The sequence below is a fragment of the Halorubrum sp. BV1 genome, from assembly GCF_000746205.1.
Taxonomy (GTDB): domain Archaea; phylum Halobacteriota; class Halobacteria; order Halobacteriales; family Haloferacaceae; genus Halorubrum.
The window spans coordinates 394,322-419,030 of the sequence record NZ_KN050825.1; the positions used below are offsets into that span (position 1 = coordinate 394,322).

General features: G+C 62.5%; 16 protein-coding genes. 8 read left to right on the forward strand and 8 right to left on the reverse strand.

Annotated features, from left to right (window positions below):
- Window positions 1-120: 120 nt before the first annotated feature.
- Genes EP28_RS13425 through EP28_RS14690 form a run of 3 tightly spaced genes read right to left on the reverse strand, consistent with a single transcriptional unit; the run spans window position 121 to window position 4,615 of the window.
- Window positions 121-2,151, reverse strand: a complete 2,031-nt coding sequence (locus tag EP28_RS13425) for a type II secretion system F family protein (RefSeq protein WP_080506159.1) — start codon at window positions 2,149-2,151, stop codon at window positions 121-123.
- On the reverse strand, window positions 2,148-4,493 hold the full coding sequence (locus EP28_RS13430; protein WP_049984502.1) for a type II/IV secretion system ATPase subunit: 2,346 nt from the start codon (window positions 4,491-4,493) through the stop codon (window positions 2,148-2,150). Before EP28_RS13430 ends, EP28_RS13425 begins: the two co-directional genes overlap by 4 nt.
- On the reverse strand, window positions 4,490-4,615 hold the full coding sequence (locus EP28_RS14690; protein WP_255358280.1) for a hypothetical protein: 126 nt from the start codon (window positions 4,613-4,615) through the stop codon (window positions 4,490-4,492). Before EP28_RS14690 ends, EP28_RS13430 begins: the two co-directional genes overlap by 4 nt.
- A gap of 160 nt (window positions 4,616-4,775) precedes the next feature.
- Here EP28_RS14690 and EP28_RS13435 point away from each other — a divergent pair, with 160 nt between their 5' ends.
- From EP28_RS13435 to EP28_RS13460, 6 genes are all read left to right on the forward strand, one after another.
- On the forward strand, window positions 4,776-5,780 hold the full coding sequence (locus EP28_RS13435; RefSeq protein ID WP_049984544.1) for an alcohol dehydrogenase: 1,005 nt from the start codon (window positions 4,776-4,778) through the stop codon (window positions 5,778-5,780).
- Window positions 5,781-5,951: 171 nt separating this feature from the next.
- Window positions 5,952-6,863 carry an HpcH/HpaI aldolase/citrate lyase family protein gene (locus EP28_RS13440; protein ID WP_049984503.1) on the forward strand — a complete coding sequence of 304 codons (912 nt, stop codon included), beginning with the start codon at window positions 5,952-5,954 and terminating at the stop codon, window positions 6,861-6,863.
- A 179-nt stretch (window positions 6,864-7,042) separates the two neighbouring features.
- Entirely contained in the window at window positions 7,043-10,804 is a 3,762-nt protein-coding gene (locus tag EP28_RS13445; RefSeq protein ID WP_049984504.1) for a PAS domain S-box protein, read from the forward strand.
- 92 nt (window positions 10,805-10,896) lie between these two features.
- The gene (locus EP28_RS13450; protein WP_049984505.1) at window positions 10,897-12,387 is read left to right on the forward strand and encodes a globin-coupled sensor protein; all 1,491 of its coding nucleotides are present in this window, start codon (window positions 10,897-10,899) and stop codon (window positions 12,385-12,387) included.
- A 120-nt stretch (window positions 12,388-12,507) separates the two neighbouring features.
- Window positions 12,508-14,655: a hybrid sensor histidine kinase/response regulator gene (locus EP28_RS13455; RefSeq protein ID WP_049984506.1), complete on the forward strand. Its 2,148-nt coding sequence runs from the start codon at window positions 12,508-12,510 to the stop codon at window positions 14,653-14,655.
- 178 nt (window positions 14,656-14,833) lie between these two features.
- Complete coding sequence (locus EP28_RS13460; protein WP_080506161.1) at window positions 14,834-18,139, forward strand: PAS domain S-box protein; 3,306 nt, start codon at window positions 14,834-14,836, stop codon at window positions 18,137-18,139.
- A 121-nt stretch (window positions 18,140-18,260) separates the two neighbouring features.
- Here the strand turns inward: EP28_RS13460 and EP28_RS13465 are convergent, their stop codons facing one another.
- The 5 genes from EP28_RS13465 to EP28_RS13485 all read right to left on the reverse strand — a co-directional run bounded on the left by EP28_RS13465 (window position 18,261) and on the right by EP28_RS13485 (window position 22,254).
- Window positions 18,261-20,006, reverse strand: a complete 1,746-nt coding sequence (locus tag EP28_RS13465) for an L-lactate permease (RefSeq protein WP_049984508.1) — start codon at window positions 20,004-20,006, stop codon at window positions 18,261-18,263.
- Window positions 20,007-20,184: 178 nt separating this feature from the next.
- The gene (locus tag EP28_RS13470) at window positions 20,185-20,634 is read right to left on the reverse strand and encodes an acyl-CoA thioesterase (protein ID WP_049984509.1); all 450 of its coding nucleotides are present in this window, start codon (window positions 20,632-20,634) and stop codon (window positions 20,185-20,187) included.
- A gap of 107 nt (window positions 20,635-20,741) precedes the next feature.
- Entirely contained in the window at window positions 20,742-21,197 is a 456-nt protein-coding gene (locus EP28_RS13475) for a pyridoxamine 5'-phosphate oxidase family protein (RefSeq protein ID WP_049984510.1), read from the reverse strand.
- 115 nt (window positions 21,198-21,312) lie between these two features.
- Window positions 21,313-21,495 carry a DUF7560 family zinc ribbon protein gene (locus tag EP28_RS13480; protein WP_049984511.1) on the reverse strand — a complete coding sequence of 61 codons (183 nt, stop codon included), beginning with the start codon at window positions 21,493-21,495 and terminating at the stop codon, window positions 21,313-21,315.
- Between the two features lie 117 nt (window positions 21,496-21,612).
- Window positions 21,613-22,254, reverse strand: coding sequence for a helix-turn-helix domain-containing protein (locus tag EP28_RS13485; RefSeq protein WP_049984512.1), 642 nt, complete (start codon window positions 22,252-22,254; stop codon window positions 21,613-21,615).
- 169 nt (window positions 22,255-22,423) lie between these two features.
- Here EP28_RS13485 and EP28_RS13490 point away from each other — a divergent pair, with 169 nt between their 5' ends.
- On the forward strand, window positions 22,424-22,813 hold the full coding sequence (locus EP28_RS13490; protein ID WP_049984513.1) for a winged helix-turn-helix domain-containing protein: 390 nt from the start codon (window positions 22,424-22,426) through the stop codon (window positions 22,811-22,813).
- Between the two features lie 117 nt (window positions 22,814-22,930).
- Entirely contained in the window at window positions 22,931-24,658 is a 1,728-nt protein-coding gene (locus tag EP28_RS13495) for a PAS domain-containing protein (RefSeq protein WP_049984514.1), read from the forward strand.
- The last annotated feature ends 51 nt before the right edge of the window (window positions 24,659-24,709 follow it).

Below are 24,709 nucleotides of genomic sequence, written 5' to 3' on the forward strand. Positions count from 1 at the left end.
ACAGGGTGCTCGCGGCCGACGAGCGACTCGGCGCGGCGCTCTCCTCGCGCTCATCCGAGCCGGGGGACGCGGTGAATCACACGTTGGCCGCCGGCTCGTCATGAGTTGACAGCGGGCAGTTCACAACAGCCCGCCGAGCGTGAACGCCGCATAACAGAGCGCGACCAGGACCCCCGAGTGTAAGAGCGCCGCGTATCGACCGCGCGAGGCGGTGCCGGCGAACCAGCCGGACGCGAGCACCGTCGCCTGTGTGACGACGTACAGTCGGAATCGTTCGAGGTCCGGGTGGACCGTCTCGGGTTCGGTCACGAAGTCGGTGGCGGCGGCCACCTCCGCGAGCCGCGCCGCGTCGATCACCTGGGTGTTGACGACGGCGACGACGCCCGCGACCAGCGCGGCCGCCGCCCAGCCGACCGCGACGTAGGGGTGCATCGACGACCGGAGCGCACGCTGTTCGCTGTACAGCTGCCCGACCTCGATCCGGAGCGTCTCGAAGACGGCGTCCGCGTCGCTGCCGGCGTTCAACGCGCCCGTGACGAGTCCGAGCGTCCCCTCGGCGAGCGGCGTCCCGACGCGGTCGACGAACCGGCCGACCGCGGCCGCACGAACGTCCGTCGTCTCCTCGGCGTCTGTCGCCCTCGGTCTCCCCGGCCCCGTCTCTCCCGCTCTCCCCGGCCCCGCCTCCCCTGCCAACCGCCCGACCGCACCCGTCGCGGTCGTCGATCGGAGGGCGAACGCGAGGGCGGCGACGTCGCCGTCTAACACCCCGAGGTCGGCGTCGCCCGCGACGGCCTCGACCGCGTCCGGGAACGGTCGGCCGTGTGCCACATGCCCGGAGACGGCGTGGACGAAGTCGGCGAGTTCGCGGTCCTTCGCGTCGTCGATCCGGGTGCGCCGTCCCGCGACGACGCCGACAGGGACCGCGAACCCCGCGTACGCGAGAAGGCCCACGTTGACGAGGGTGTACCCCGAGACCGCGAGCCACGCGGCGAGACAGACCGCGAACGGCGCGGCCACGACCGCGGTGCTCGCCGGGTTGCGCCCGGCGGAGGCGAGGGCCGCCCGCAGCGATCCGGGCCGGTCGTAGCTCGCGCGCTGGTTCGGCGGGCGGAGCGTCCCGACGGCGACCGCGCCCGCGAGCCCGAGCCCGACGAGGAAGACGACCGCCCCGTAGAGCACGACCGCGCGCGTCGGAACCACGCCGACAGGCGTGTCCACGGGCGGGAGGAACTCCGGGATCACCACGGTGAGCGCCGTCGCCGCGATCACGAGCAGCGCCGGGAGGACGAGTACCGCGACGAAAAGCTCCGTGAGCAGTTCCAAGAATCGTCTGGCCCGCTTTCGGGCGCGGTCCTGCCGGTGTGCCAGCATTCGGCTCTCGGTTCGGAGGTACGACGCGAGCGCCGCGTCGCCCGTGGCGGCGTGCTTGCGGAACTTGAGAAGGAATGGCGCGAGCAGCTCTCGCGAGGGCGTATCGCGCGCGACTCGGCGGAGCCCCTCGTCGAGGCTGCCGGCGAGTCGAGCCGCGGTGAGCGCCTTCCGCAGAGAGGTCGCAGTTCCGCCGTAGGCGTCGCTCGCCGCGACGTTCGCGACCATCGCGCGCGGCCCGTCGCTCCCGGAGGAGAGCAGTTCGAGGTACCTGACTGCTCCGGGGAGCGTCCGCTCGATGTCGGTCCGCCGGGTTACCGTCAGCCACCGGAGGTGAACGCCGCCAAGTCGCACCGTCGCGCGCTTCGCGAGGAGGCCGGCGGCCGCGGCGATCCCGAGCGCGATCCACGGTCGCGAACGGGCCGCCGGAATCGGTGTGTCGCCCCGAATCAGTGCGTCGACCGCGGCGAGAAGCGACGGCGTCACGCCCGACGCGACGACGAGCGTCGGGACGGCGACGACGACGCAGATCAGCCACGAGAGCCCGTACACCCGCGACAGGTAGGTCTCGAATCCCGTCCCGAGCGCGGTCCCGCGGTAGCGCTTGCGGTCCGCGGCGTGGCCGCGGTCGCTCGCGTGACGGGCGAACAGCGCGTACAGCACGCGGTCTGCGACCGACGCGCGCCGGCTCCGCGGGAGGTCGTCGTCCGCGGCGGCGAGCGTGCCCCCCGCATCCGGCGGGTCGGCGGGGTCGCCAACTCCGGATCGCGGACCCGCGCTCACGGCGATCCCCGTCCCGGCCGATCGCGCATCGTGCGCGCGGCTCGCTCGACGGTCGCGGCCTCGTCGGTGCGGAGGTCGGCGAGGAACTCGAACAGGTCGTCCGCGTCGTCGACGCCCTCCCGGACGAGGTACTCGACGTAGCGGCGCTTGGCGGCGAACTCGGCGGCCACGTCGTCGACGTCGCGGTCGGTTCGGGCGGCCAAGCGGGCGAACGCGTGGAGCGCTCGCTCCGCCCGCGGCTGCGACGATCCCGAACCGACGCCGCCGGAAGCGGACGGGTCAGACCCCGGCGCGCCCGGAAATCGGAACTCGCCGTCGGGAGTGCGCCACACGACCGTGTTGTAGTACACCGTGGTATCGCCTTTGTCGACGACGCCGGCCCCGCCGTGTTTCGGATCCCCGGTCGGGCTGTGTTTCGCGTCCGGATCGAGCGCCTCGTACTCGTCGGCCGAGAGCAGTTCGACAACCCGCGAGACGTAGCGCTCGCCGCCGACCTGTCGGGGGAAAACGACCACGTCGATCTCGCGCAACAGCGAGGGTCGGAGCCCGCGCTCTATCACGCGATTGACGAGCGACTCCACGTCCTCGGCGTGCGTCGTTCCGATCACGCCGTGGCCAGTGTTCAGCGTCTCGGCGAACGTCTCGAAGCTCGCCGGCGTGTTGATCTCGGCTATCACCTCGATATCAGGGTTGAGGTAGTTCGCCTCGGTCATCAGGTCCGACATGCTCACCGCCTTGTAGGCGTCCTCGTGGTCGCGTGTCGTGAGCGACACCCCGGTCTCGTGCGGGAGTCGGACCTCCCTCGATCCCTCGTCGATCGAGACGGGGCGATCGTCGAACGGAATGAATGGCGTGTGCGCGTTGAGAAGCGTCGTCTTTCCCACGCCGGTCGGCCCCGCGAAGAGGACGACGCCGCGGTGTTCGTACAGCAGCCACAACAGCGTGACGAGGTCGACCGACAGGGTCCCGCGGTCGATCAGGTCGACCGGCGTCAGCGCGTCCGGCGACTGCTTGCGGATCGAGACGTGCGGGCCGCCCTCGGAGATGACCGGCAGCGCCACCGCACACCGAACCGTCTCCTCGACGCCGTCGACGTCGAGGTTCACCTTCGCGGACGGCGTCGAGGCGTTGAGTTCGGTTCCGTCGCGGGCCGCGAGCCCGGTGACGACGTTGACGAACGCGGTCTCGTCGGCGAACGCGAGATTTGTCGGAACCCGCCGCCCCGCGGTGCGGGCGGACTCGGTCGGCGTGCCCTCGTCGCCGCGCCGGAGGACCGACGAGCGCGGGACGACCTTCACGCGCTCGCCGACCCGGTTCGCCTCCACGTCTTCGAGGTTCGGGTCGCGGATCGGAACGGTCAGTATCCCCTCGCCGACGAAGTCGCGGAGCACGTAGTACGCGAGGTCGTCGAGGCGGTCGCGGGCGTATCGGGAGTCAACCGGGGGGACCGCGAAGCCGCGCGCCGCGAGCGCCGAACGCACCCGGTGAGCCGCCGCGTCGAGCCACGCGCGGGTGTCGCGGGCGGTGAGCCGCTGCGTGAGAAACCGCCGGGCGTGCGCGGCGACGAACGCCTCGCGATCGTCGACGACGCCGTTCACCGACGTCTCCCAGATCCGCGCTTTACACTCCTCGATGAGCGCCGCGTCCCCCGGAAGGAGATCGGGTTCGAGCGCGGCGTACTTCGTCTCGAAGGCGTCGGAGCCGAGCAGCCGCTCGCGGTAGATCACCACGTCGACGGAGAGGCCGGCGAACTCGACGGCGTACTGCGCGAGCCGCTCGGCCGCGACCCGTTCGACGTACGGGGCGTCCGCGTCGATCCCCGTTTCGAGGGGCGCGAACGTCTCCGTGTGGATGACCAGCTCGCGCTCGTCGCCGACGTCGGCGATCTCAATGCGGTCGTCGAGCGCGACGGGGGTCAACTCGCCGAGCAGCCGGAGGTCGCGGAGGGCGTGGTAGCCGATCCGGCGGCGCGAGTCGGCGCTCGCGTCGAGCAGCCGGTCGAGCGCGCGCTCGTACTTGGGCTCGAAGCCGGCGGCGGCGCGCTCCACCACCCCGACCCGCGTGAGCGGTCGACGGTGACGGACCGCGGAGAAGTGGTCGCGGACGCGGTCGAGCGCGCGCTCGTCGGCCGGCGAGAGCGGCGGTTCGCGCACGTCGTATCCGAACCGCCCGCCGTCGCGCTCGCGCACCGTCGCGACGACCCCGGGCGCTGGTTCGTACTGCGCGCGGACATCGGGCGCGTACCACGCCTCCGGGTCGTCCGGCGGGACGGGCGCGGGCACCGCGCCGGGCGGGTCGTCGTCCGCCTCGCTGCCGATACGAAGCGTCGGCCCCTCGCTCACGTCTCGGCCTCGGAGCGCTCGGCTCCGCTCGTCTCGGTCCCTCGGGTCTCGCAGCTCGACCGCGTCTCGATCCCACCCGTCGCCCGGTTCCTCGCGGCGTCGCCGTTCCCGCTCGTCGTCATCGTCGGTCGCGGGTGACCGCCGCCCCGAGTTAAGCGTTTGTATTATATTTGATATGTCGTTTCAACCGCGAGAAACGTCCGGCGCGTTTCGGCATCCGGATCGCCGCCGCCGCCAGCTTTTCCCGCGCGTCGCCCGGACAGACGAGCGATGACGGACACCATGCGAGCCGCGGTCGTACCGGAGGCGGGCGGCGAGTTCGAGATGGTCGAGCGGGAGGTTCCAGAGCCCGGCCCGAACGAGGTCCGTGTCGCGGTCGAGGCCTGCGGGATCTGTCACAGCGACGCCTTCGTCAAGGAGGGGACGTTCCCCGGCGTGAGCTACCCGCGGATCCCGGGGCATGAGATCGCGGGCCGGATCGACGCCGTCGGCGACGACGTGGGCGCGTGGGAGTCGGGCGAGCGCGTCGGCGCGGGCTGGCACGGCGGCCACTGTTTCACCTGCGACCCGTGCCGACGCGGGCAGTTCCTTCAGTGCGAGAACGCGGAGGTCACCGGCCTCACGTTCGACGGGGGGTACGCCGAGTACGCGACGGTCCCGGCCGAAGCGCTGGCGGCGATCCCCGACGACCTCGACGCCGTCGACGCCGCGCCGCTGCTTTGTGCCGGGGTCACCACGTACAACGCCCTGCGAAACAGCGACGCGCGGCCCGGCGACCTCGTCGCCGTCGTCGGCGTCGGCGGACTCGGACACCTCGGCGTGCAGTACGCGCACGCGGCCGGGTACGAGACCGTCGCGATCTCGCGAAGCCCCGACAAGGAGCCGCTCGCCCGCGAGTTGGGCGCTGACCACTTCGTGAACGCCGCAGAGGCCGATCCGGCGGCGCGACTGCAGGAACTCGGCGGCGCGAGCGTCGTCCTCTCGACCGCGCCGGCGAGCGACGCGATCGAGTCAGTCGTCGGCGGGCTCGGGATCGACGGCTCGGTCGTCGCCGTCGGAGTGCCGGGCGAACCGGTGTCGGTGAACGTCCAGGAACTGGTCGGATCGCTCGGCGCGGTCGAGGGGTGGGGGTCGGGCCACGCCCGCGACTCGCAAGACACCTTGGAGTTCAGCGCGCTCCGCGAGATCACGCCCGAGATAGAGACGTACGGACTGGAGGAAGTCGACGCGGCGTACAACCGCATGATCGACAACGAGGCGCGGTTCCGGGTCGTCCTCGAACCCTGACCGCGCGCCGGGAGTCGCGACCGCTTCGCCTCCGTTCCGCTGCCCGCTTTGCCTCCGCTGCCTCCGCACCGCGACCGGGATCGACCGGACGAGAAGTACTCGTTTTCGTCTCAGAGAAAACCAAGTGAGGTAGATTTATTTTCGTGCGTGTTCGACCTCCATTTGTCACACATGACGGACGTTACTCTTCGTCGGACGCAGCTAGCAACGCCCGCGAGCGACGAGAAAATGATGCATTCGGCGGCCGACAGCGACGCTGACGAGGTCTTCCTCGATCTGGAAGACTCCGTCGCGCCGAACGCCAAGCCCGACGCGCGCGCGCCGCTCATCGAGGCCGCCCGCGAGGAGGACTGGAGCGACAAGGTTCTCAGCTTCCGGATGAACGGTATCGACACCCAGTGGTGGTACGACGACCTGATCACCGTCGTCGGCGAGGCGGGCGAGTACATCGACGACATCATCGTGCCCAAGGTGAAGTCCGCGAGCGACATTCACACCGTCGAGAACCTCCTCGAACAGATCGAAGTGAACAACGACCTCGAGGTCGGCGGCATCGGCCTCGAACCCCAGATCGAGGACGGCGAGGGGATCCACAACGTCCACGACATCGCACACGCCTCTGACCGCCTCTCCTCTATCATCTTCGGCCCCGGCGACTACTCCGCGGCGATGGGCACGCCCGGACTCGACATCGGGCAGTTCCCGGAGTACCCCGGACACTACTGGCACCACGCGCTCTCCGAGTGTAACTCTGCGGCCAAGTCCGCTGGTCTGCCGTGCCTCGACGGCCCGTACGCCGACATCGAAGACCCCGAAGGGTTCCGCGAGTCCGCCAACAACGCCAACATGATCGGCTGTGACGGCAAGTGGGCGATCCACCCGTCGCAGATCGAGATCGGCAACGAAGTGTTCGCGCCGGACCCGGAGGTCGCCGAGCGCGCAAAGCGGATCGTCGACGCCTACGCCGAGGCGATGGAAGAAGGCAAGGGCGCAGTGAGCGTCGACGGCCAGATGGTCGACGAGGCGACGAACAAGATGGCACAGGACATCGTCGAGACCGCAGAAGCCGCCGGCATCCTGTAATCGGGCCACCGCGCGCTCGATACCGGCCGATTCCTGGTTTTTTCGACGATCGCGACGAGAAGTCACGGGTGTATCGACGGCAGCTTGCTGAGATTTTATACGGATTCCGGTTCCAGAGCAACGAACTCCGTGTATTCTGTTGACGGAACTATTATTTTTGTTCTCATGTAACAAGGGATATGAGTTCGGTTCCCACACTTTCGGAGGTCAGCGACGTGTTCAACGCGCTCGGACCGCCCGGCACGCCGCTCACCACACCGGAAGTCGCCGAATCGTTCGACTGTACCGACCGAACGATCTATAATAAACTTGAGACGCTCGTCGAAGATGGCACACTTGAGACCAAAAAAGTCGGTGCCCGCGGCCGTGTTTGGTGGCGACCAGTCGAGCGAGACAGAGGCGCGGAGCAGCAAACGGACGAGACGTATCGGGCGCTGTTCCAGTCACTGGACAAAGCTATCTGTGTTATTACGTTCGACTTCGACGAGGACGGCCAGCCGGTAGACTACCGGTTCGTTGAATCGAATTCAGCATTCGAAGCGCTCACCGGCTTGCAAGATACAGAAGGCAAATCGGTACGCGAGTTGGTGCCAGACAGCGACGCCCACATATTCGATGCGTACACCACCGTCGCACAGACGGGCGAATCCACCCGGTTCATAACGCGTTTCGAGACGCTCGATGATCAGTGGATAGATGCTCACATGTATCGTGTCGGGGAGCCTGACGATCATACGGTCGCTGTTTTGTTCGACGATGTGACGGGAGAAAAACGCGCCGTACAGGAAGTATACGAGAGTAAAAACCGGCTCGATGCGCTGATGAGAGCCACGACAGATGGCATCTATCGGATGAGTCCAGACTGGTCGGAGATCTACCAACTTGCCGAGGATAATTTCGTCTCGACCGATCGGCCAAGCACATGGCAAGCGTATGTCCCAGAAACGGACCACGCTCGGGTGAAGCAGGCGATCGACGAGGCGATCGAGACACAGAGCCCGTTCGAATTGGAACACCGGATACGATGCGCTGATGGCACCACAGGGTGGACGCATTCAAGAGCGGTGCCAATACTGGAGGACGGTGAAATCGTCGAATGGTTTGGCACTACAACAGACATCACCGAACGCAAGGAACAGGAACGCGAGAAGGACCTCCTCTGGCGGGCAATCGAGAAGGCAAATTCGCCCCTTATAATGGCGGAGCCGGGAGCAGACGATACTCCCATCTCGTATGCAAACGAAGCATTCGAACAGATAACTGGATATTCAGAATCGGAGGTTATCGGCCAAGATTGTCGTTTTCTCCAAGGCGAAAGCACCCGAGAGGAACCAGTTAGAAAGCTTCGAGAAGCCATCGACAACCAAGAGCAGGTGACAGCGGAACTCCGCAACTATCGAAAAGATGGAACCGAGTTCTGGAATAGCGTTACGATCACTCCGGTGTACGACACCGACGAGGAACTCGTCCGATTTTTGGGGACACAAGAGGACATCACCGAGCGCAAACGACAAGAACGCAAGCGAAAGCAGGTTATCGACCGGGTTACCGACGGAATATTCGAACTGGACGCCGACTGGCAGTTCACGTTCGTCAGTGATCAGGCCGAGACACTGCTGGACACGTCCGAAGCAGAGATACTCGGCCGGAGTATCTGGGACGTGTTCGAAACCGTCCGAGACACGCCATTCGAAGCCCGGTATCGAGCGGTGATGAACACCCGTGAACCGACCTCGTTTACCGAGTACTATCCGGCGCTCGATGGATGGTTCGACGTGCAGGCGTATCCGAACAGCGACGGAGGAATAGCCGTCTATTTCCGAGATGTCACCGAACGCAAGGAGCAGGAACAGGCCCGACAGCGGGCAGAAAAACGCTATCAGAAGCTACTGGAGATGGCACCAGTTCCGGTAGTTGCTGTCGATCCCACGACTGGAGATATTCTCGAAGCGAACGAGGCTGCCGGGACACTTCTCGACCGTCCGGCAGCCGATCTCATCGGGGAAAACCGAGCGTCTGTGCATCCCGCCGAGAACCGCGACGGATACGATTCGATATTCACGGACACAACCGAGCGAAAAGAGACGTGGCGACACCTACCCGACGGTTCGCCAACGACTATCGTCACAGCAGGCGGCGACGAGGTCCCCGTCGAGATCACTACGAAGAGGATAGAGCTAGAGGGTGACGACGTCGTTTTTAAGATGATACAGGACGTCAGTGACCAATTTGAGTACCAGCGCCGGATAGCGACGCTCAACGATGCCATCCAGGAGTTGTTCAACGCCGAGGAGGGACCGGAGACAACGCGAAAGGCGGTGGAGACGCTGGCCGATATCCTCGATGTCTCTACTGTCGCATTTTATGCGTTCGGCGAAGATGAGTGGAAACTCAGGCCGACTGTCCATGCAAGCGCAAGCGACGCTCCTGAGCAGCTCGCCCACCTGCCTCCCTTCGAACCCGGAGATGGCGTCGAATGGGATGCGTTCACATCGGGACAGACCGCCGTCGTCGATGACTTCCGAACACGGCAGACGGAGTACGAGTTCGAGCGAGCACTCCGGAGTGAACTCGCCGTTCCGATCGGCGATTGGGGCGTTCTCATCGCGGGCGACGCCCGACCGGAGCGGTTCGACGACTGGACGGTCAGACTCGTAGAGACGTTGGGTGCTGTGACGGAAGGGGCGCTCGACCGCAACGAACGGGAGCAAGACCTCGAAGACCACAAACGGGAGTTGGAGAAAGTCGAGTCGTTGAATCAACGGATCCGGGATATCGGCCACGAGATCGTCCATGCGGACACGCGAGGCGAACTCGAGCAGGCGGTCTGTGAGTGTCTCGTCACGTCGGATTCGATCGAGTTCGCTTGGGTCGGTCACACGGATCTCGAAACAAAAACGGTGGCCCCACACGCGCAGGCTGGCGCGGGAAAAGACTATCTCGACAGTGTCTCTCTCACGTTAGATGAGGGGACAGACACTGAGCCGGCGGTACAGGCCACGCAGTCTCGGGAAGTGCGTCACCAGTCAAATACCGCGACCAGCGTTCGACACAGCGACTGGCAAAAAGAGGCGATAAAACGGGGGTTCCGATCCGTCATGAGTATCCCTCTGATTTACAAGGACGCATTCTACGGTGTTCTCACCGTGTACGCGGGAACGACGTCTGGATTCCCGGATTCGCTGAGGTCCGTCTTACGGGAACTCTGCGATTTGGTTGCTCACACGGCTGCGACGATCGAGCAAAAAGCGGCCCTGCATACGACACAGACGATGGAGTTGGAGTTCGAGATCAGAGACGACTCCACCCTGTTCTGTCGGCTCGCTACCGCTCTCGGGTGTGAGATTACAATTACCTCGATCGTCGCACGGACGGAGGCGTCGGCGCTCGCCTTCGCCAGCGTCGATCACGGAACGCCGGAAGAGGTCGTTCACGCGGCAGAGCAGTTGGACGAGATCGAGAGCGCCACTCTGATGCAGCGGACGAATGACACGTTGGTTCGGTTTCGGTTGACGGAACTGTGTATCGGCGCGGCGCTGTCCGACAGAGGATTTGTCGTACGCCGACTGGTCGCTGACGGGACTCGGTGCCAGTTGGCACTGGAAGTTCCGAAGACAGGGGGGTCCCGGCAGGCGATCGATCTGATCATGTCGGAGTTTACTGACGCCCAACTGCTCGCTAAGCGGGAGTCCGATACCGCACTCGATACAAAAAACGGAGCACCAACGGGCGTGCTCGAATCTCTCACCCCTCGGCAGCGCGAAGTCGTAGAAACGGCCTACCGGTGTGGATACTTCGAGTCACCTCGGCGTATGAGTGGGACGGAACTCGCAGAGATGCTCGAGTTTTCAAACTCGACATTCCACGAACATATCCAGCGGGCAGAACAGACGCTGTTTGGCGAGCTGTTACATGGTGTCGAGAGTTCGCTCGATACGTAGATACAACCCCCACATGTTCGGGTTTTAGAGAAGAAAACCCTCGTATACAAGCCCAGACGATGATGTGTGTGTGGTGTGTTCCTAGACTGGGAATGGCTGACAGGATAACAGCGGAGGATCGAAAACAGGTAGACGGGACACGGTTGATAGATGAACTTGGGATCGACCAACAGCAAATCGCGTGGCGGAAGGACTTCACAAACTTTGAGCAAGCAGACGAGAAGCGACTTTCGGAGCTGAACAGCGTTGTCGAGCCGGTCATTGACGATGCGGTTGAGGATTTTTACGAGCATTTGGAATCGTACGATGAAACCCTCGAGATATTCGGCCGTTCGAGCAAAGGCATCGAAGCGCTCAAACAGAACCAGCGAGAGTATCTGAAAGGCTTATTCGACGGAGAGTACGGCCAGAGTCACTTCGAGACCCGCGCCCGAATCGGGAAAATACATGATATGCTGGATCTCGGACCGAAGATCTATCTCGGTGCCTACAGTATCTTTTACCGGCAGCTGATCGACGCCGTCGTCGATGACCTGAAAACAAATCTCGCACAGACGGACGGCGGCACTGCGGCACAGCAGAGCGGATCTCTCACACCGGAAGGGGCGCTCGATGAACTCGCCGAGCGCATGCAGTCGATGTTGAAAGTAATGAACCTCGACCAGCAGGTGGCTATGGATACCTACATCCAGTCGTACAGCGAACAGCTTGAGTCCGAACTGGAACAACAACACCGGGTCATCGACGATGTCGATACGCAAGTAACGCAGGCCATGCGGACCGCTGAAAACATCACAGAAAGTACAGATAAAATCAGTCAGAAAACCAAAGAGCAAGCGGAGTCGATGAACCAGGTCGCAAGCGAAGTCTCGGGCATGTCCGCCACTGTCGAAGAAATCGCATCGACGGCAGACGAAGTGGCCGCAGTGAGCGAGCAGGCCGAAGAGCTTGCAGAAGAGGGTCGGGGGGCTGCAACGGAAGCGATCGAAATGATGGAACGGGTCGACGACTCCGCGCAGACCGTCGCCACCGACGTCGAACAGCTCCAAGGGCGCGTCAACGAGATCGACGAAATTGTCGAAGTCATAAACGACATATCAGCACAGACGAATCTGCTCGCGTTGAACGCCTCGATCGAGGCCGCTCGTGCCGGCGAAGCGGGAGACGGGTTCGCAGTCGTTGCAAACGAAGTGAAGAGTCTCGCCGAGGACTCACAGGAGCACGCGGGCACGATCGAACGGATGGTTTCGGACATCAAAGAAGACACGGCAGAAACAGTCACCAGCCTCAAAGAAACGACGGAGGAAGTCAATCGGGGAATCGAGCAGGTCACCACAGCGATGGACACGCTACAAGACATCGCTGAATCCGTCCAAGAGGCGTCACAGGGTATCCGCGAGGTCTCCGATGCAACCGGAGACCAAGCCGCAAGCACCGAGGAAGTGGCGAGTATGGTCGACGAATTGGTCGAGCAGGCAGATTCGGTCGCCAACGAGGTCGAAACCATTGCCGCGGCAAACGAGGAACAAGCAGAGAACGTCGACCAGATCAGCGAGACGGTTCAGCAACTCACGACAGAGTAACACATCTACATGCCTAGCGGAGATCCAACGTCACGGGCGGAGGGACACCCCCAGTCACGGCAGGGCGAGTTCGGATGCGTGTTGAACACGGGTCCAACTACGAGGAGCGAACAAATCAACGTGCTTCACGTCGATGACAACGAAGGGATCTTAGATCTCAGCGCGTCGTTTCTCGAAAAAAAGCACGATTCGATATCGGTTCACAGCGAACACCGTGTCGAAGGGGCACTCGAGTATCTCGACGCGAATGACGTCCATTGTATCGTCTCCGACTACGATATGCCGGGATGCAACGGCATCGAGTTTCTCGAACAGATCCGCGAGACGTATCCGGATCTTCCATTTATTCTCTTTACCGGGGAGGGATCCGAAGAGATTGCGAGCAAGGCGATCTCGAAGGGAGTAACGGACTATCTACGAAAGCGAACGGGCGCAGAGCGCTACGAGCTTCTGGCCAATCGAATCGACAACGTCGTTTCTCAGCGCCGGTCAGAGCAACGCGCAAACCAGACCGAACGATGGCTCGTGGAACTCGCTGAAGAGACGCAAAACGTACTCTGGATCGTCACTGCGGACATGGATGACGTGATCTTCATCAATTCCGCGTTTGCGGAGCTGTACGACCTTCCGATACACCGCTTCCGCGACGATCCGCTGTCGTTTTTGGAGGCGACGCACCCCGACGATCGGGCAGAGGTAGCACAAGCCGTCGAACGGCTTCAAGACGGGGAGACCGTTGAAGTCGAACATCGGGTCAACGCAGGCGAGGACTACCAACGGTGGGTGTACGTTCAAGGAAAGCCCATCTACGACGGCGACGGCAACATCGCTCGGATCGTCGGGTTCATCACGGAGATCACTGAACGAAAGGAGCGCGAACGGAAACTTCGACAGTTTCAGCGGGCTGTCGAGGCCTCGGGTCACTCGATTTACTGTACTGATCGAGACGGCGTCATCGAGTTCGTTAATCCGGCTTTCGAGGAGTTGACCGGATACACCGCTGAGGAAGCGATCGGGGAGACACCGCAGCTCCTCAAGTCTGGCGAGCACGATCAGGCGTTCTACAGCGACCTGTGGGAGACGATCCTCAGCGGCGACGTCTGGCGGAGCGACGTGGTTAACCAGCGGAAAGACGGCGAACGGTTCATCATCGATCAGACGATCGCGCCGGTGAGAGACGAGTCGGGAGAGATCACGCACTTCGTCGCGGTCAACACTGACATCACGGAGCAACGAGCCACCGAGCGTAAACTGGCGATCCTCCGGACGGCGATCGACAACGCCCACTCACCACTCATCCTGACTGATCCACAGCAGGAAGACAACCCGATAGTGTACGTCAATGAGGCGTTTGAAGACATCACGGGATATCCGCAAACGGAAGTCCTCGGTCGGAACTGCCGGTTCCTCCAGGGTGAAAGAACCGACCAGGAGACGGTCGCCAAGCTTCGAGAGGCAATCGAGAACGAAGAGCCGATCACCGTCGAACTCCAGAATTATCGGAAGGACGGAACGCCGTTCTGGAACGAGTTGACGGTCGCGCCGGTGTACGATGGGGATGGCGCTCTCGTCCGGTATCTCGGTACACAGCGTGACGTCACCGGCCAGAGAAAGCAAACTCGGGAATTGAAGCGGCAGAATGACCGCCTCAACAAGTTCGCCAGCGTCGTCTCTCACGACCTTCGAAATCCGTTAAACGTGGCGAAAGGCCGGCTCCAACTCGCCAGAGAAGAGTGTGAAAACGAGCACATGTCACACGTTGAGGACGCTCTCGATCGGATGGAGGCGCTGATCACCGACATGCTGACGCTGGCTCGTCAAGGACAAAGCGTCACCGAGGTCGAATCGGTCCGGCTGGCACCGTTGTTCGAGGAATGCTGGGACACTGTCGAGACGGAAGCAGCCTCGTTCGTGGTCGAGATCGACACGGAGACCTCGATTCGAGCAGACCCCAGTCGCATGAAACAAGCGTTTGAGAATCTGCTCCGAAATGCAGTCGAACACGGCGGCTCCGGTGTCACGGTGACGGTTGGCACGCTGGACGACGGCGTATATATCGAGGACGACGGTCCGGGGATATCAGAGCAGAGCTACGGTCAGGTATTCGAATCCGGGTATTCGACGAGGGCATCCGGAACCGGATTCGGATTGAGTATCGTCAACCAGATCGTGGATGCTCACGGGTGGAGCATACGAGCGACCGAGAGCGAGTCAGGTGGCGCTCGCTTCGAAATTACGGGCATCGGACGTACCGTGCCACAGACATGAGCACAAACCCAGACATATTCGGACAGATCGTCTGCGATATATGTCGTTATTTCGCTCTCGTTGAAAAGACCCCGACGCAAAATCCGCCACTGCCCGCACCGACCGAAACGGATCAAGATAGTGCCACGAGCAACGGCCACGACACGACATCTCGAACAGAGAATACAAAAGAATCCCAATGAGCGAACCAGGATCACCAGCAACTAATCCAGAAGAGAACCACCAGGTGCGACGTGAGATTTTCGAACGCATGTCTGACGGTGTCGTGGCACTAGACGATACACTCCGGATCACATTCGTCAACAGTTCCGCGACGACACTGCTTGATGCCGACGCCGAGTCTCTCCTTGGCGAAGACATTTGTGACGTATTCCAGAATCAGAGGGACAGGACGGTTCGAGACACAATCAAGCAGGCAATCGAAACCGGAGAACTAGCCTCGTTCGATTGTTCTCCCCAGAGAGCAGGGCAGTGGTGTAAGGTCAGAATCCACCCGGGTGACGAGGGCGTGACTATTGTCCTCAGCGACATAACAGAAGATCGACACAAGGCAGAACAGGCAGATACGTTATTCAACAACGCACAAGACGGGCTGTTTGTCATCGCAGTCGAAAACGCTGGAGAGACGTTCCGTGTCAAGCGAGTTAACCCCGCATACGAGACAGTTACGGGCACTTCAGCCGTCGAACTACAAGGGAAAACAGTCCGTGAAATCACCGGGAAAGCGGACAGCGCACATGTCCGTGAAAAATACAAAGAGTGTGTCAGCGGACAACAGCCTGTCCAATACAAAGAATACCTGTCAACGTTCGACGGCGGATCGTGGTGGGAAACGCGAATCGCACCGGTACTGGTCAATGGAACGGTTTCGCACATTGTCGGATCGACACGGAATATCACCGAACAGAAGCAACGCGAGCAACGTCTACAGAAGTTCGAACAGATGGTCGAACACACCGGACACGCCGTCTTCTTTACCGACGCAGATGGGCAGATCGAATACGTAAATCCAGAATTCGAGGACCTAACTGGATACACAGCTGTTGAAGTGCTCGGAAAGAAACCTGGTTTTCTCAATTCCGGTGAGCACGACGATGCGTTTTTCGCCGACCTATGGGACACTGTTCTGGACGGCGAAGTCTGGAGTGGCGAAATCGTGAATAAACGCAAGGACGGAGCACACTTCGTCGCCAACCACACGATTGCGCCGGTGACAGATGACTCGGGAGACGTAACTCACTTTGTCGCAATCTATAATGATATTACTGGGCGAAAACGGCGTGAAACCGAACTCCGACAAAAGACGCGTGCGCTCGAAAACGCGCCGGTCGGAATCACGCTTACCGATCCGTCACAGGAAGATAACCCCATGACCTACGTAAACAAGCGGTTCTCCGAGGTTACGGGCTATGAAAAGGAGGACTCCATCGGTCGGAACTGCCGGTTCCTTCAGGGCGAGAGGACCGACCCCGATCAAATCGAAACGATCCGCGACGCCGTTAACGAGGTTGAGTCGACTGAGACGACCCTACTGAACTATCGTAAGGACGGGACCAAATTCTGGAACCAGTTATCCATTTCTCCCGTGAAAGACGAAAACGGCGAATTGGAAACCTTCGTCGGATTCCAAAAAGACATCACCGACAAAAAAGAGCGCGAACAGCGCTTAGAAACCTACGAACTCGTCGTGCAGGCGATGAATGAAGTTGCATACCTCGTTGACGATAACAAGCGCATCCAGTTTGCTAACGATGCGGCACTTGAGTTTGCAGGTGTCTCACATGAAGCGATGAAGGGGCGGCAGATCGGACCGGTGACCAAGTCGATGGCTGCACCGGACGAAGATCCCACACGGTTCATCAACGTGATCGATTCGCTCCTCGAAGATGACAAACCCGATGTCGGTGAATGGATCCAAGAGCCGGATGGGACAGAAACGTTGTCTTTAGGATTTGGTCTCGAATTAGACTCGGTTGGCAAGATATACACTGAGCAGCGGTTTGTCCCCGTAGAACTCTACGACGGTGAGCGAGGTGTTGCAGTTATTTCGCGGGATATCACACATCAACAAGAAAGAGAACAAGAGATCCAGACCCACCTCGTACAGGCGCAAGAAGTCGGACACGTCGGGAGTTGGTTCTTGGAAATCGAAACCAGCGACCTCCAGTGGTCGGATGAATGTTATCGGATCTTCGGCCTAGAACCAGGGACAGCGATGACGTATGAACGGTTTCTAACAATCGTTCACCCTGACGACCGTGACAAAGTAACAGAAGCATGGGATGACGCATTGGAGAACGGCGGGTACGACATAGAACACCGAATCGTGGTAGAGGGTGAGACACGATGGGTTCGAGAGATAGCAGAAGTTGAATTCGACGCGGACGGAGATCCGGAGAGCGGTATCGGTGTCGTCCGGGACATTACAGAACAGGTGCAGCGGACCCACGAAGTGCGCGCACAGAAGAGGCGATACGAGTCACTATTCAAAAACGTCAGCGGCGCAGTCGTAGTGACGGATACTGCGGGCAATATTACGACGTGCAACCCGGGATTCACCGATCTGTTTGGATATGATATTGACGAAATCGAAGGAGACCATCTGCGCACAATCACAGACAATGGAGCCGATATCGAACGCGTGCTTGAAGCGACAGCTGTCCCGAACAAACCGAAGATCATCAACTACCAGAAAAACACCGGACACGTCTTCTCGGGCGAATCACGAGGATCACCGCTACGGACCCATGATGGCGATATTGATGGCTACGTTGTTCATATTATAGATATTTCTGAAGAGCAGGAAAACCGCGAACATCTGCAAGTGCTCGGGCGCATCTTCCGCCATAACGTGAGGAACAATATGAATGTGATCATGGGGGCGGCACAACGCATCCGAGAGCATGGATCGGACACGGTGACGCCGTGGGCTGAGAAGATACTCGAGAAAAGCCAGACCTTCGTCGAAATGGGAGAAAATCAACAGAGAATCACCAAGCTTCTGACCCGAAAGCGTGAAACGGAGGATATCGACGTCGTTCCGATACTCAAAGAGGTCGTCTCGGGCGTACAGAAACACTATCCTGATGCGACGCTGAATGTTGATCTGGCTACCGGCGGTCAAGCGAATACTGTACGTGAGATCGACGCGGCGATCCGAGAACTGGTACAGAATGCAATTATTCACTCGGAGCAGACGCGCCCACGCGTCGATATTCGCCATCGATACACAGATGCGATTACTGAGATTACGATACGGGACAATGGGCCGGGAATTCCGGAACAAGAATGGAGCGTATTGACCGCAGACGGAGAAATCAATTCACTGAACCACGGAACGGGGCTCGGACTTTGGTTCGTCAATCATGTTGTTCGCCGGTCGAATGGGACCCTGTCATTTGACACGAACGAGTTAGGAGGGACAACGGTGAGGATCCGGCTTCCGACGAGTATGTCTCACGCGAAACAGGCGGGGGATTGCTAGGGACGCAACACCCCACACGAAAATAGCGGCACTTCACCGAGTCGCAGGAAACCTGGCTGTGGTCTGCTTCGACGGCGACACCATATCAAAAAAAGAAACTGCGACAGCGTTCTAGCGGAATTTAGAACACGGTCGGGAACAGCACGTAGCTGAACAGCAGACACAAGATTCCGACGCCTGACGCGTAGTAGAGGAGCGGAATGAGGTTCAGCCGCATCACCCGTCCCTCCTGTCCGAGGAGACCGACCGTCGCCAGCGCGGCGACGAGGTTGTGGATCGCGACGAGGTTCCCGATGGCACCGCCGACGGCCTGTGCGCCGACGATGATCGTTCGCGGGAGCCCGAGCTGCGTCGCGGCCTCGAACTGGAACGCGCCGAAGGTGATGTTCGAGACGGTGTTCGACCCGGCCATCGCCGCGCCGAGCGCGCCGATGAGCGAGGCGAACGCCGGGTACGCGGCACCGAGCAGGCCGGCGGTCGTCTGCGCGAGCAAGACGATCATGCTCCCGACTTCCGGTGCGCCCGGATGCGTGCCGGACTGGAGCATCACCTGCACCATCGCGATGACGAACACTAAGGCGATGAACGGCGAGACGATCTTCCGACCGGCTTCCTTCCACGCTTCGCTGACCTCGTTACCCGACATGCCGAATATCGGAATCGCGAGCACGGCGCTCACGAGCAGCCAGAAGCCCGGCACGTTCATCCACGCGACCGAGCCGCCAAGTGAGGTGCCGAGGATCTCGCCCCAGCTGACGACGAAGAGGTCTCGGTTGATGAAATTCGAGATCGGGTCGACCGCGCGGGTCACGACCAGGAGGATCACGAGCAGGACGTACGGCGACCACGCCTTGAACAGCGTCATATCCTCGCCGCCTTCGAGGTCGGCCGCCTCCGCCTCGATCGAGTCAGCGCCGTTCGAGCCGTTCGACTGACCGGGCTCGATCGTGCCCACCCAGTGGTCCGCCCACTGCTCGCGCTCGGGGAACTCCCACTCGTCGTCCGGCAGGAGGTACCCCGCGCGAAGGATACTCAGGATGATCGTGCCGCCGACCATCGATCCGATGAGCGACGGGAACTCGGCCGTGAGGAACCACGCCGAGATCCAGTACGGCACGGCGAACGCGATCCCCGAGAGGAGACAGAGCGGCGCGACCTCCCAGGCCGGTGCCAGCGAGCGCTCTTCTGGGTCACCAAAGAAGTAGACGACCATTCCGACGGCGAAAAGCGGCATCACAAACCCGACCAAGGCGTGATACGTCGCCGCCCACGCCGCCACGTTGACGGAGAACTCTTGGACGGTCATCCCACCCTCTTGGATCGCGGTGCGAGTGAACTCGACGCTCTCCATCGGACTCTGAATACCGACCACGATCGGGGTCCCCACCGCCCCGTATGTGACCGCGATGATGTGTCCGATGATGGCAGCGACCACGGCGGCGAGCGCCGGGAATCCAAGGCCCAAGAGCAGCGGCGCGACAACCGCGGCCGGCGTCCCGAATCCGGCGGCACCCTCGATGAACGTCGCCATGAAGAACGCGATCAACACGATCTGGACGCGCCGGTCGTCACTGACCGTCGCGAACCCGCGGTTGATCCGGTCGAACGCTCCCGCCTCCATCAGCGTGTACAAGAGGACGAGCGCGCCGAAGACGATCCAGAGGATCTCTATCGCGGTCATAAAGCCCGCCGCGGACGCCGCAGCGAGCCAGTTCACTGGCATGTTCCACGCGAAGTAGCCCACCCCGATGGCTGTCACCCACGCAATCGGCATCGCACGGGTCGCCGGCCAGAGGAGGCCGACAAGAAGCACGCCCGCGAGCAGCAGCGGGAGCGCCGCGATCGCGACATCAACGCCGGACGTCACGCGTCTCCCCCCCGTTGGCTCTCCGATACCCTTCGCCGTCGACGACTCGTATCATGAATTGACATCAACATGCGACGCGAGTTGCATCACATTCATTAATTATAAATCCCCGACTTCCCGCAGGATTAATCGTGTACCCTATCGGGGAGCGCACGACTGCCCCAGTGTCAGTGTAGTGTTACGTTGCGTCGGCCGGTTCGGCATCGAGCGCTGCGTCACGGAGGGTTCGACACCGCTTTCCGCCGGTTTCGAGGTCGGGAACGGGCGTCGGGTCGCCGTCCTCGTCGACCGCGACGAACACGAAGTACGACTCCGTCGTCACCTCGCGGTCGCCGGTTCGGGGTGATTCGCGGAACGCGCGCAGGCGGACGCGGACGCTCGTCCGACCGGCCGCGTACGCGTACGACTCGATGACGCAGGTGTCGCCCTGCGGAATGGGTCGTTTGAAGTCGAGCTCGCTGATCTTGGCGGTGACGCAGGTCTCGCCGGCGTGACGCATCGCGGACATCGCGCCGACCTCGTCCATCCACTTGACGACGTTCCCCCCGTGTGCCGACTCGTAGTTGTTCGTGTGCGTCGGCTGGACGCGCTGGCGGTTCTCGATGTAGGTGTCGCTGACGGTCGGCATGCTCCGACATCACCCGGCGGGGGGAAAGACCCGTCGGCGGCGCTCCCGAGAGCGGATCCCGCAAGTCACAGTCACAGAGCGCAGGAAGCGGCCACGTCGCAGACGGCTTACGCGTCCTCTCGATCAACGGTGACGATCCGCCCCGTGAGCCGGTCGGGGGTGAACCGGTAGAGGTCGATGTCGAGGTCGGATTTTCCGTCCGCCCAGATCTCGAAGAGCGGGCGACGCGTCTCACCGTACTGTGCGATCGTCTCGGGCGTCAACTTATCGAGGTCGACCCGGTGAAGCGTGCCGACGCCGACGACGCTGCCGTAGCGGTCGCCGTCCTCCTCGTACACAACGATTCGGGCCTTCGGGCTCGATCGGAGGAACTCGCGCTTTTCGCTGTTCGGGGTCGACACCAGCCGGAGGAACGCGTCCCGCGACTCCGTGTCGAAGCCGTACGAGATGGGGATAGCGTAAGGGGTCTCGTCGCGCGCGAGAGAGAGCACGCCGGTCTCGTGTCGGGACAGAAACGCGTCGACCTCCGCGGGGGACATCTCGGCCTCGCTGTTCGTCGCCATACGCACACCTCTGTGTACGTCGGGATAAAGGATACGAGATGCAAAAGACCGGACGACAGCGCAACCGCGCGACGGCGGGGCGGCGGTGCGACTGTACGGCTCGCCGACCCCTCGATCACGAGAGACGGTCGGCCGTCGGCGTGCTCGCGGCAGAAGGGTTGTCGATGTCGGCCTCGGTGACGGCCGCGCCGCAGACGACACAGCCCGCGTCGAGCAGCGTCGCCCGCATCGCGTCGTCCACCTCGATCGACCGGCGACACTCCGGGCAGACGAAAGTGTGTGTCTGTGCGTCCGTCATACATACACATTCGATCCGAACGGTCATCAAGGATGGATCGGATTCCTGTCGGTTCGGAATTCGGTCACGCGACGACGCGGCCGCGCCACTGCGGTTCGATGGGGGGAGCAACCGCGGTCACTCGAGCACGGTCGAGAGCAGCTTCCGCTGTGCGGCGGCGACGTGCTCCGAGAACGTCGAGCGGTCGATACCGAGGGAGTCGGCGACCTCGCCGGCGTTGGCTCCCTTAGGGTGGTCGAAGTATCCCGCCTCGTACGCGGCGGTGAGCACCTCTCGCTGCCGTTCGGTCAGATCGCTCCGGTCGACGGTGACGAGGTCCGACTCCTCGGGCGTCGACGACGACTGGAGCAGCTGTAACACCTTCATGTCGGGACACGACTCCTGAAAGCCGTCGAGCACAGAGCGGAGGGACGGGAGGTCGGCAGCGTGAAACGTGACGATCAGCCGTCCGTCGCGGATCGTCGTTTCTGCGGCGGGGATCCCGTGGCGGTCGAGCACGGTGAACGGCGAGTCGCCGCGACACGGCGTCTCGAAGCGATAGGCGGCCTTGGCACCGTAATCGAACACCACGTCCGCGTCACCGTCGCCGGCACCCTGGAAGTCGCGGTCCGTGATGAACTCGTAGACCACGGTGTCGGCGTCGCCGTTGGGACCGCTGCGGGCGACGCTGTAGATCGGCGTCGAGCCGTCGACGAACTCCGCGAACGGCGACGGAGACGACACGGGAAGCGAGACTTCCGCTCTAATTCCGGGGCCCATCCACGTCCATCCGTGTTCGCCGGCGGTCAAAACGTTGACGACGCGGGGGCTGCGTCCGGAACCGAGACTCGAACGCCGACGGGGTCGTCCGCCGCCTCCGCGCGATCTTATAAAATACCCCCTATATACAGGGGCGGTGTTGGGGTGTGTGGAACCGCTATCTACGTTCATGAAGCGAAACGCTCCGCACGCGACCGGATCGATCACGGCGACCGAAGGCGACGAGACGCTAGACGAGTCGTTCGACCTCCTCGCAGACCCCGACTGTCGTGCGATCCTCCGCGCCGCCGACACGGCCATGACGACGAGCGAACTCGCGGAAACGTGCGACATCGCGCTCTCGACCGCCTACCGCAAGGTCGAGCGGCTGAGCGACACGCCCCTGTTGGTCGAGGGAGTCCGGTTCGATCCGGACGGCGACCACGCGGCGGAGTACACGCGGGGACCGAGCGACGCCACGATCGAGTTCACCGGCGACGGCGTCACGCTGACGCTTGATATCCCCGATACGTCGGAGCCGGCGGCCGGCTTCGAGACGACGGGCGTGTCGGCCGACTGAGCGCCGGACGATAGGGGAGTGCGGATTTCGGGGCGTCCGTCTCGTGTGTCCCGGCTCCGTTTCGTTTCTGATAATTCCAGAAGCAGGCTTATACTTGCGCACAGACGCGGTTCCGATATGTGTCAGCGGCCGGACCCCGGAACACTCATCGACCTCGCCCAAGACAAGGTCGTGGTGCTCGACGCCGACGGGGTCTACCGATACTGCAACGCGGCCGTCGTCGACCTGCTCGGCTTCGAGCCCGACGAGCTGATCGGCGCGGACGCGTTCGACCTCGTTCATCCCGAAGACAGGGAGCGAGTCCGAGCCGCCTTCGACGCGATCGTTGCCGGCGAGCGCGAGACGGATGAGGCGATCGAATACCGGTACAGCACTGCCGACGGCGAGTGGATCTGGCTCCGAACGACGGTATACGCTCCCCCTGAGACGGACGTCGACGGCTACGTGTTGACCTCACGCGACGTCACGAAGGAGGTGGAGTCGCGGCGGCGGCTGGAGACTATCGCCTCGGCGTCGGCGGACGTGTTCTGGATGTTCTCGGCCGACTGGAGCGAGCTGCTGTTCGTCAACGACGCGGTCGAGGAGGTGTACGGAGTGTCCGTGGAGACGCTCGAACGAGAGCCGCAGAGCTTCCTCCGTGCGGTTCACCCCGACGACCGGCCCTACGTCGAACGCGCGATGAACCGCCTCTCGAACGGCGATTCGACCCACGTCGACTACCGGCTCGGAACCGACGAGGGAGCGACCACATGGGTCCGCGTGCCGGGAGAACCGGTGGTCGAACACGGAGAGGTGGTCGCAGTGACCGGGTTCGCGCGCGACGTGACAGAGGAGTATCGACGGGAGCGACAGCTCGCGGTGCTGGACAACCTGTTGCGTCACACGATTCGGAACGACATGAACATCGTCGACGGCACCGCGGAGCAGATCGCCGATCGGGTGGCCGATGCGAGCGGGTCGAGCGACGACGCCGACAGCGACCACGACCGCGCCCGCGACACCGCGGGACCGTTACCCGTCGACGCCGCCGACGCCGTCACGGAACACGTCGAGACGATCCGACGAGTCGCGGACGACCTGCTGACGACAGCCGAAAAGCAGCGCGGGGTGATCGAGATGCTCCACCAACGCAGGTCACCGCACCCGGTCTCGCTCCGACCGGCCGTCGAGACCGCCGTCGAGATGGTCGCTGACGGCGTTTCGGGTCCGATCGTCGTCGACTGCAAGGAGTCGACCGGCGCGAGCGCGGACGGGACGGGTGCGCGAGGGTCGCCCGACGGCGGAACCGTCGGCCCGTCCGGATCGCGTCACGACGGGGTGGACGACCTCGGAACGGGCGCGACTGGGTCCGAGTCGAGCGCAGGCGGTTCCGAAGCGCACGCCGCCGACGGGGCGGTTCCGCGGCTCGTCGCCTCGTGTCCGTCCGACGTGTCCGCGTTCACGCACCCGGAGATCGACTACGCGATCGCCGAGCTGGTCGACAACGCGGTCGAACACGCGGCGTCGACGCCCGCGGTCCAGATCGACGTGACTGTCTCGGCCGACACCGTCGATATCGCCGTGTGGGACAACTGCGAGCCGATTCCGCCGGAGGAGCGGTCCGCAGTCACCGACCGATGGGAGATGGACGCCCTCAATCACACCGACGGGATGGGACTGTGGCTCGTCTACTGGATCGCAGACAGGTCCGGCGGCGACATCACGTTCGACACCCACGAGGGCGGCAACGTCGTGACGCTCTCGCTCCCGAACGCCGACTGTGACGACGCCGAAGACGCCGTCGACCCGACCGCAGGCGACGGGCGGGGACCGCCCCGGAGACTGAACGCGATCTCGAACGACTGAAGCGACCACGGGATCGGAGAGACAGCGACGGGGACGTCCACCCGACGAGAG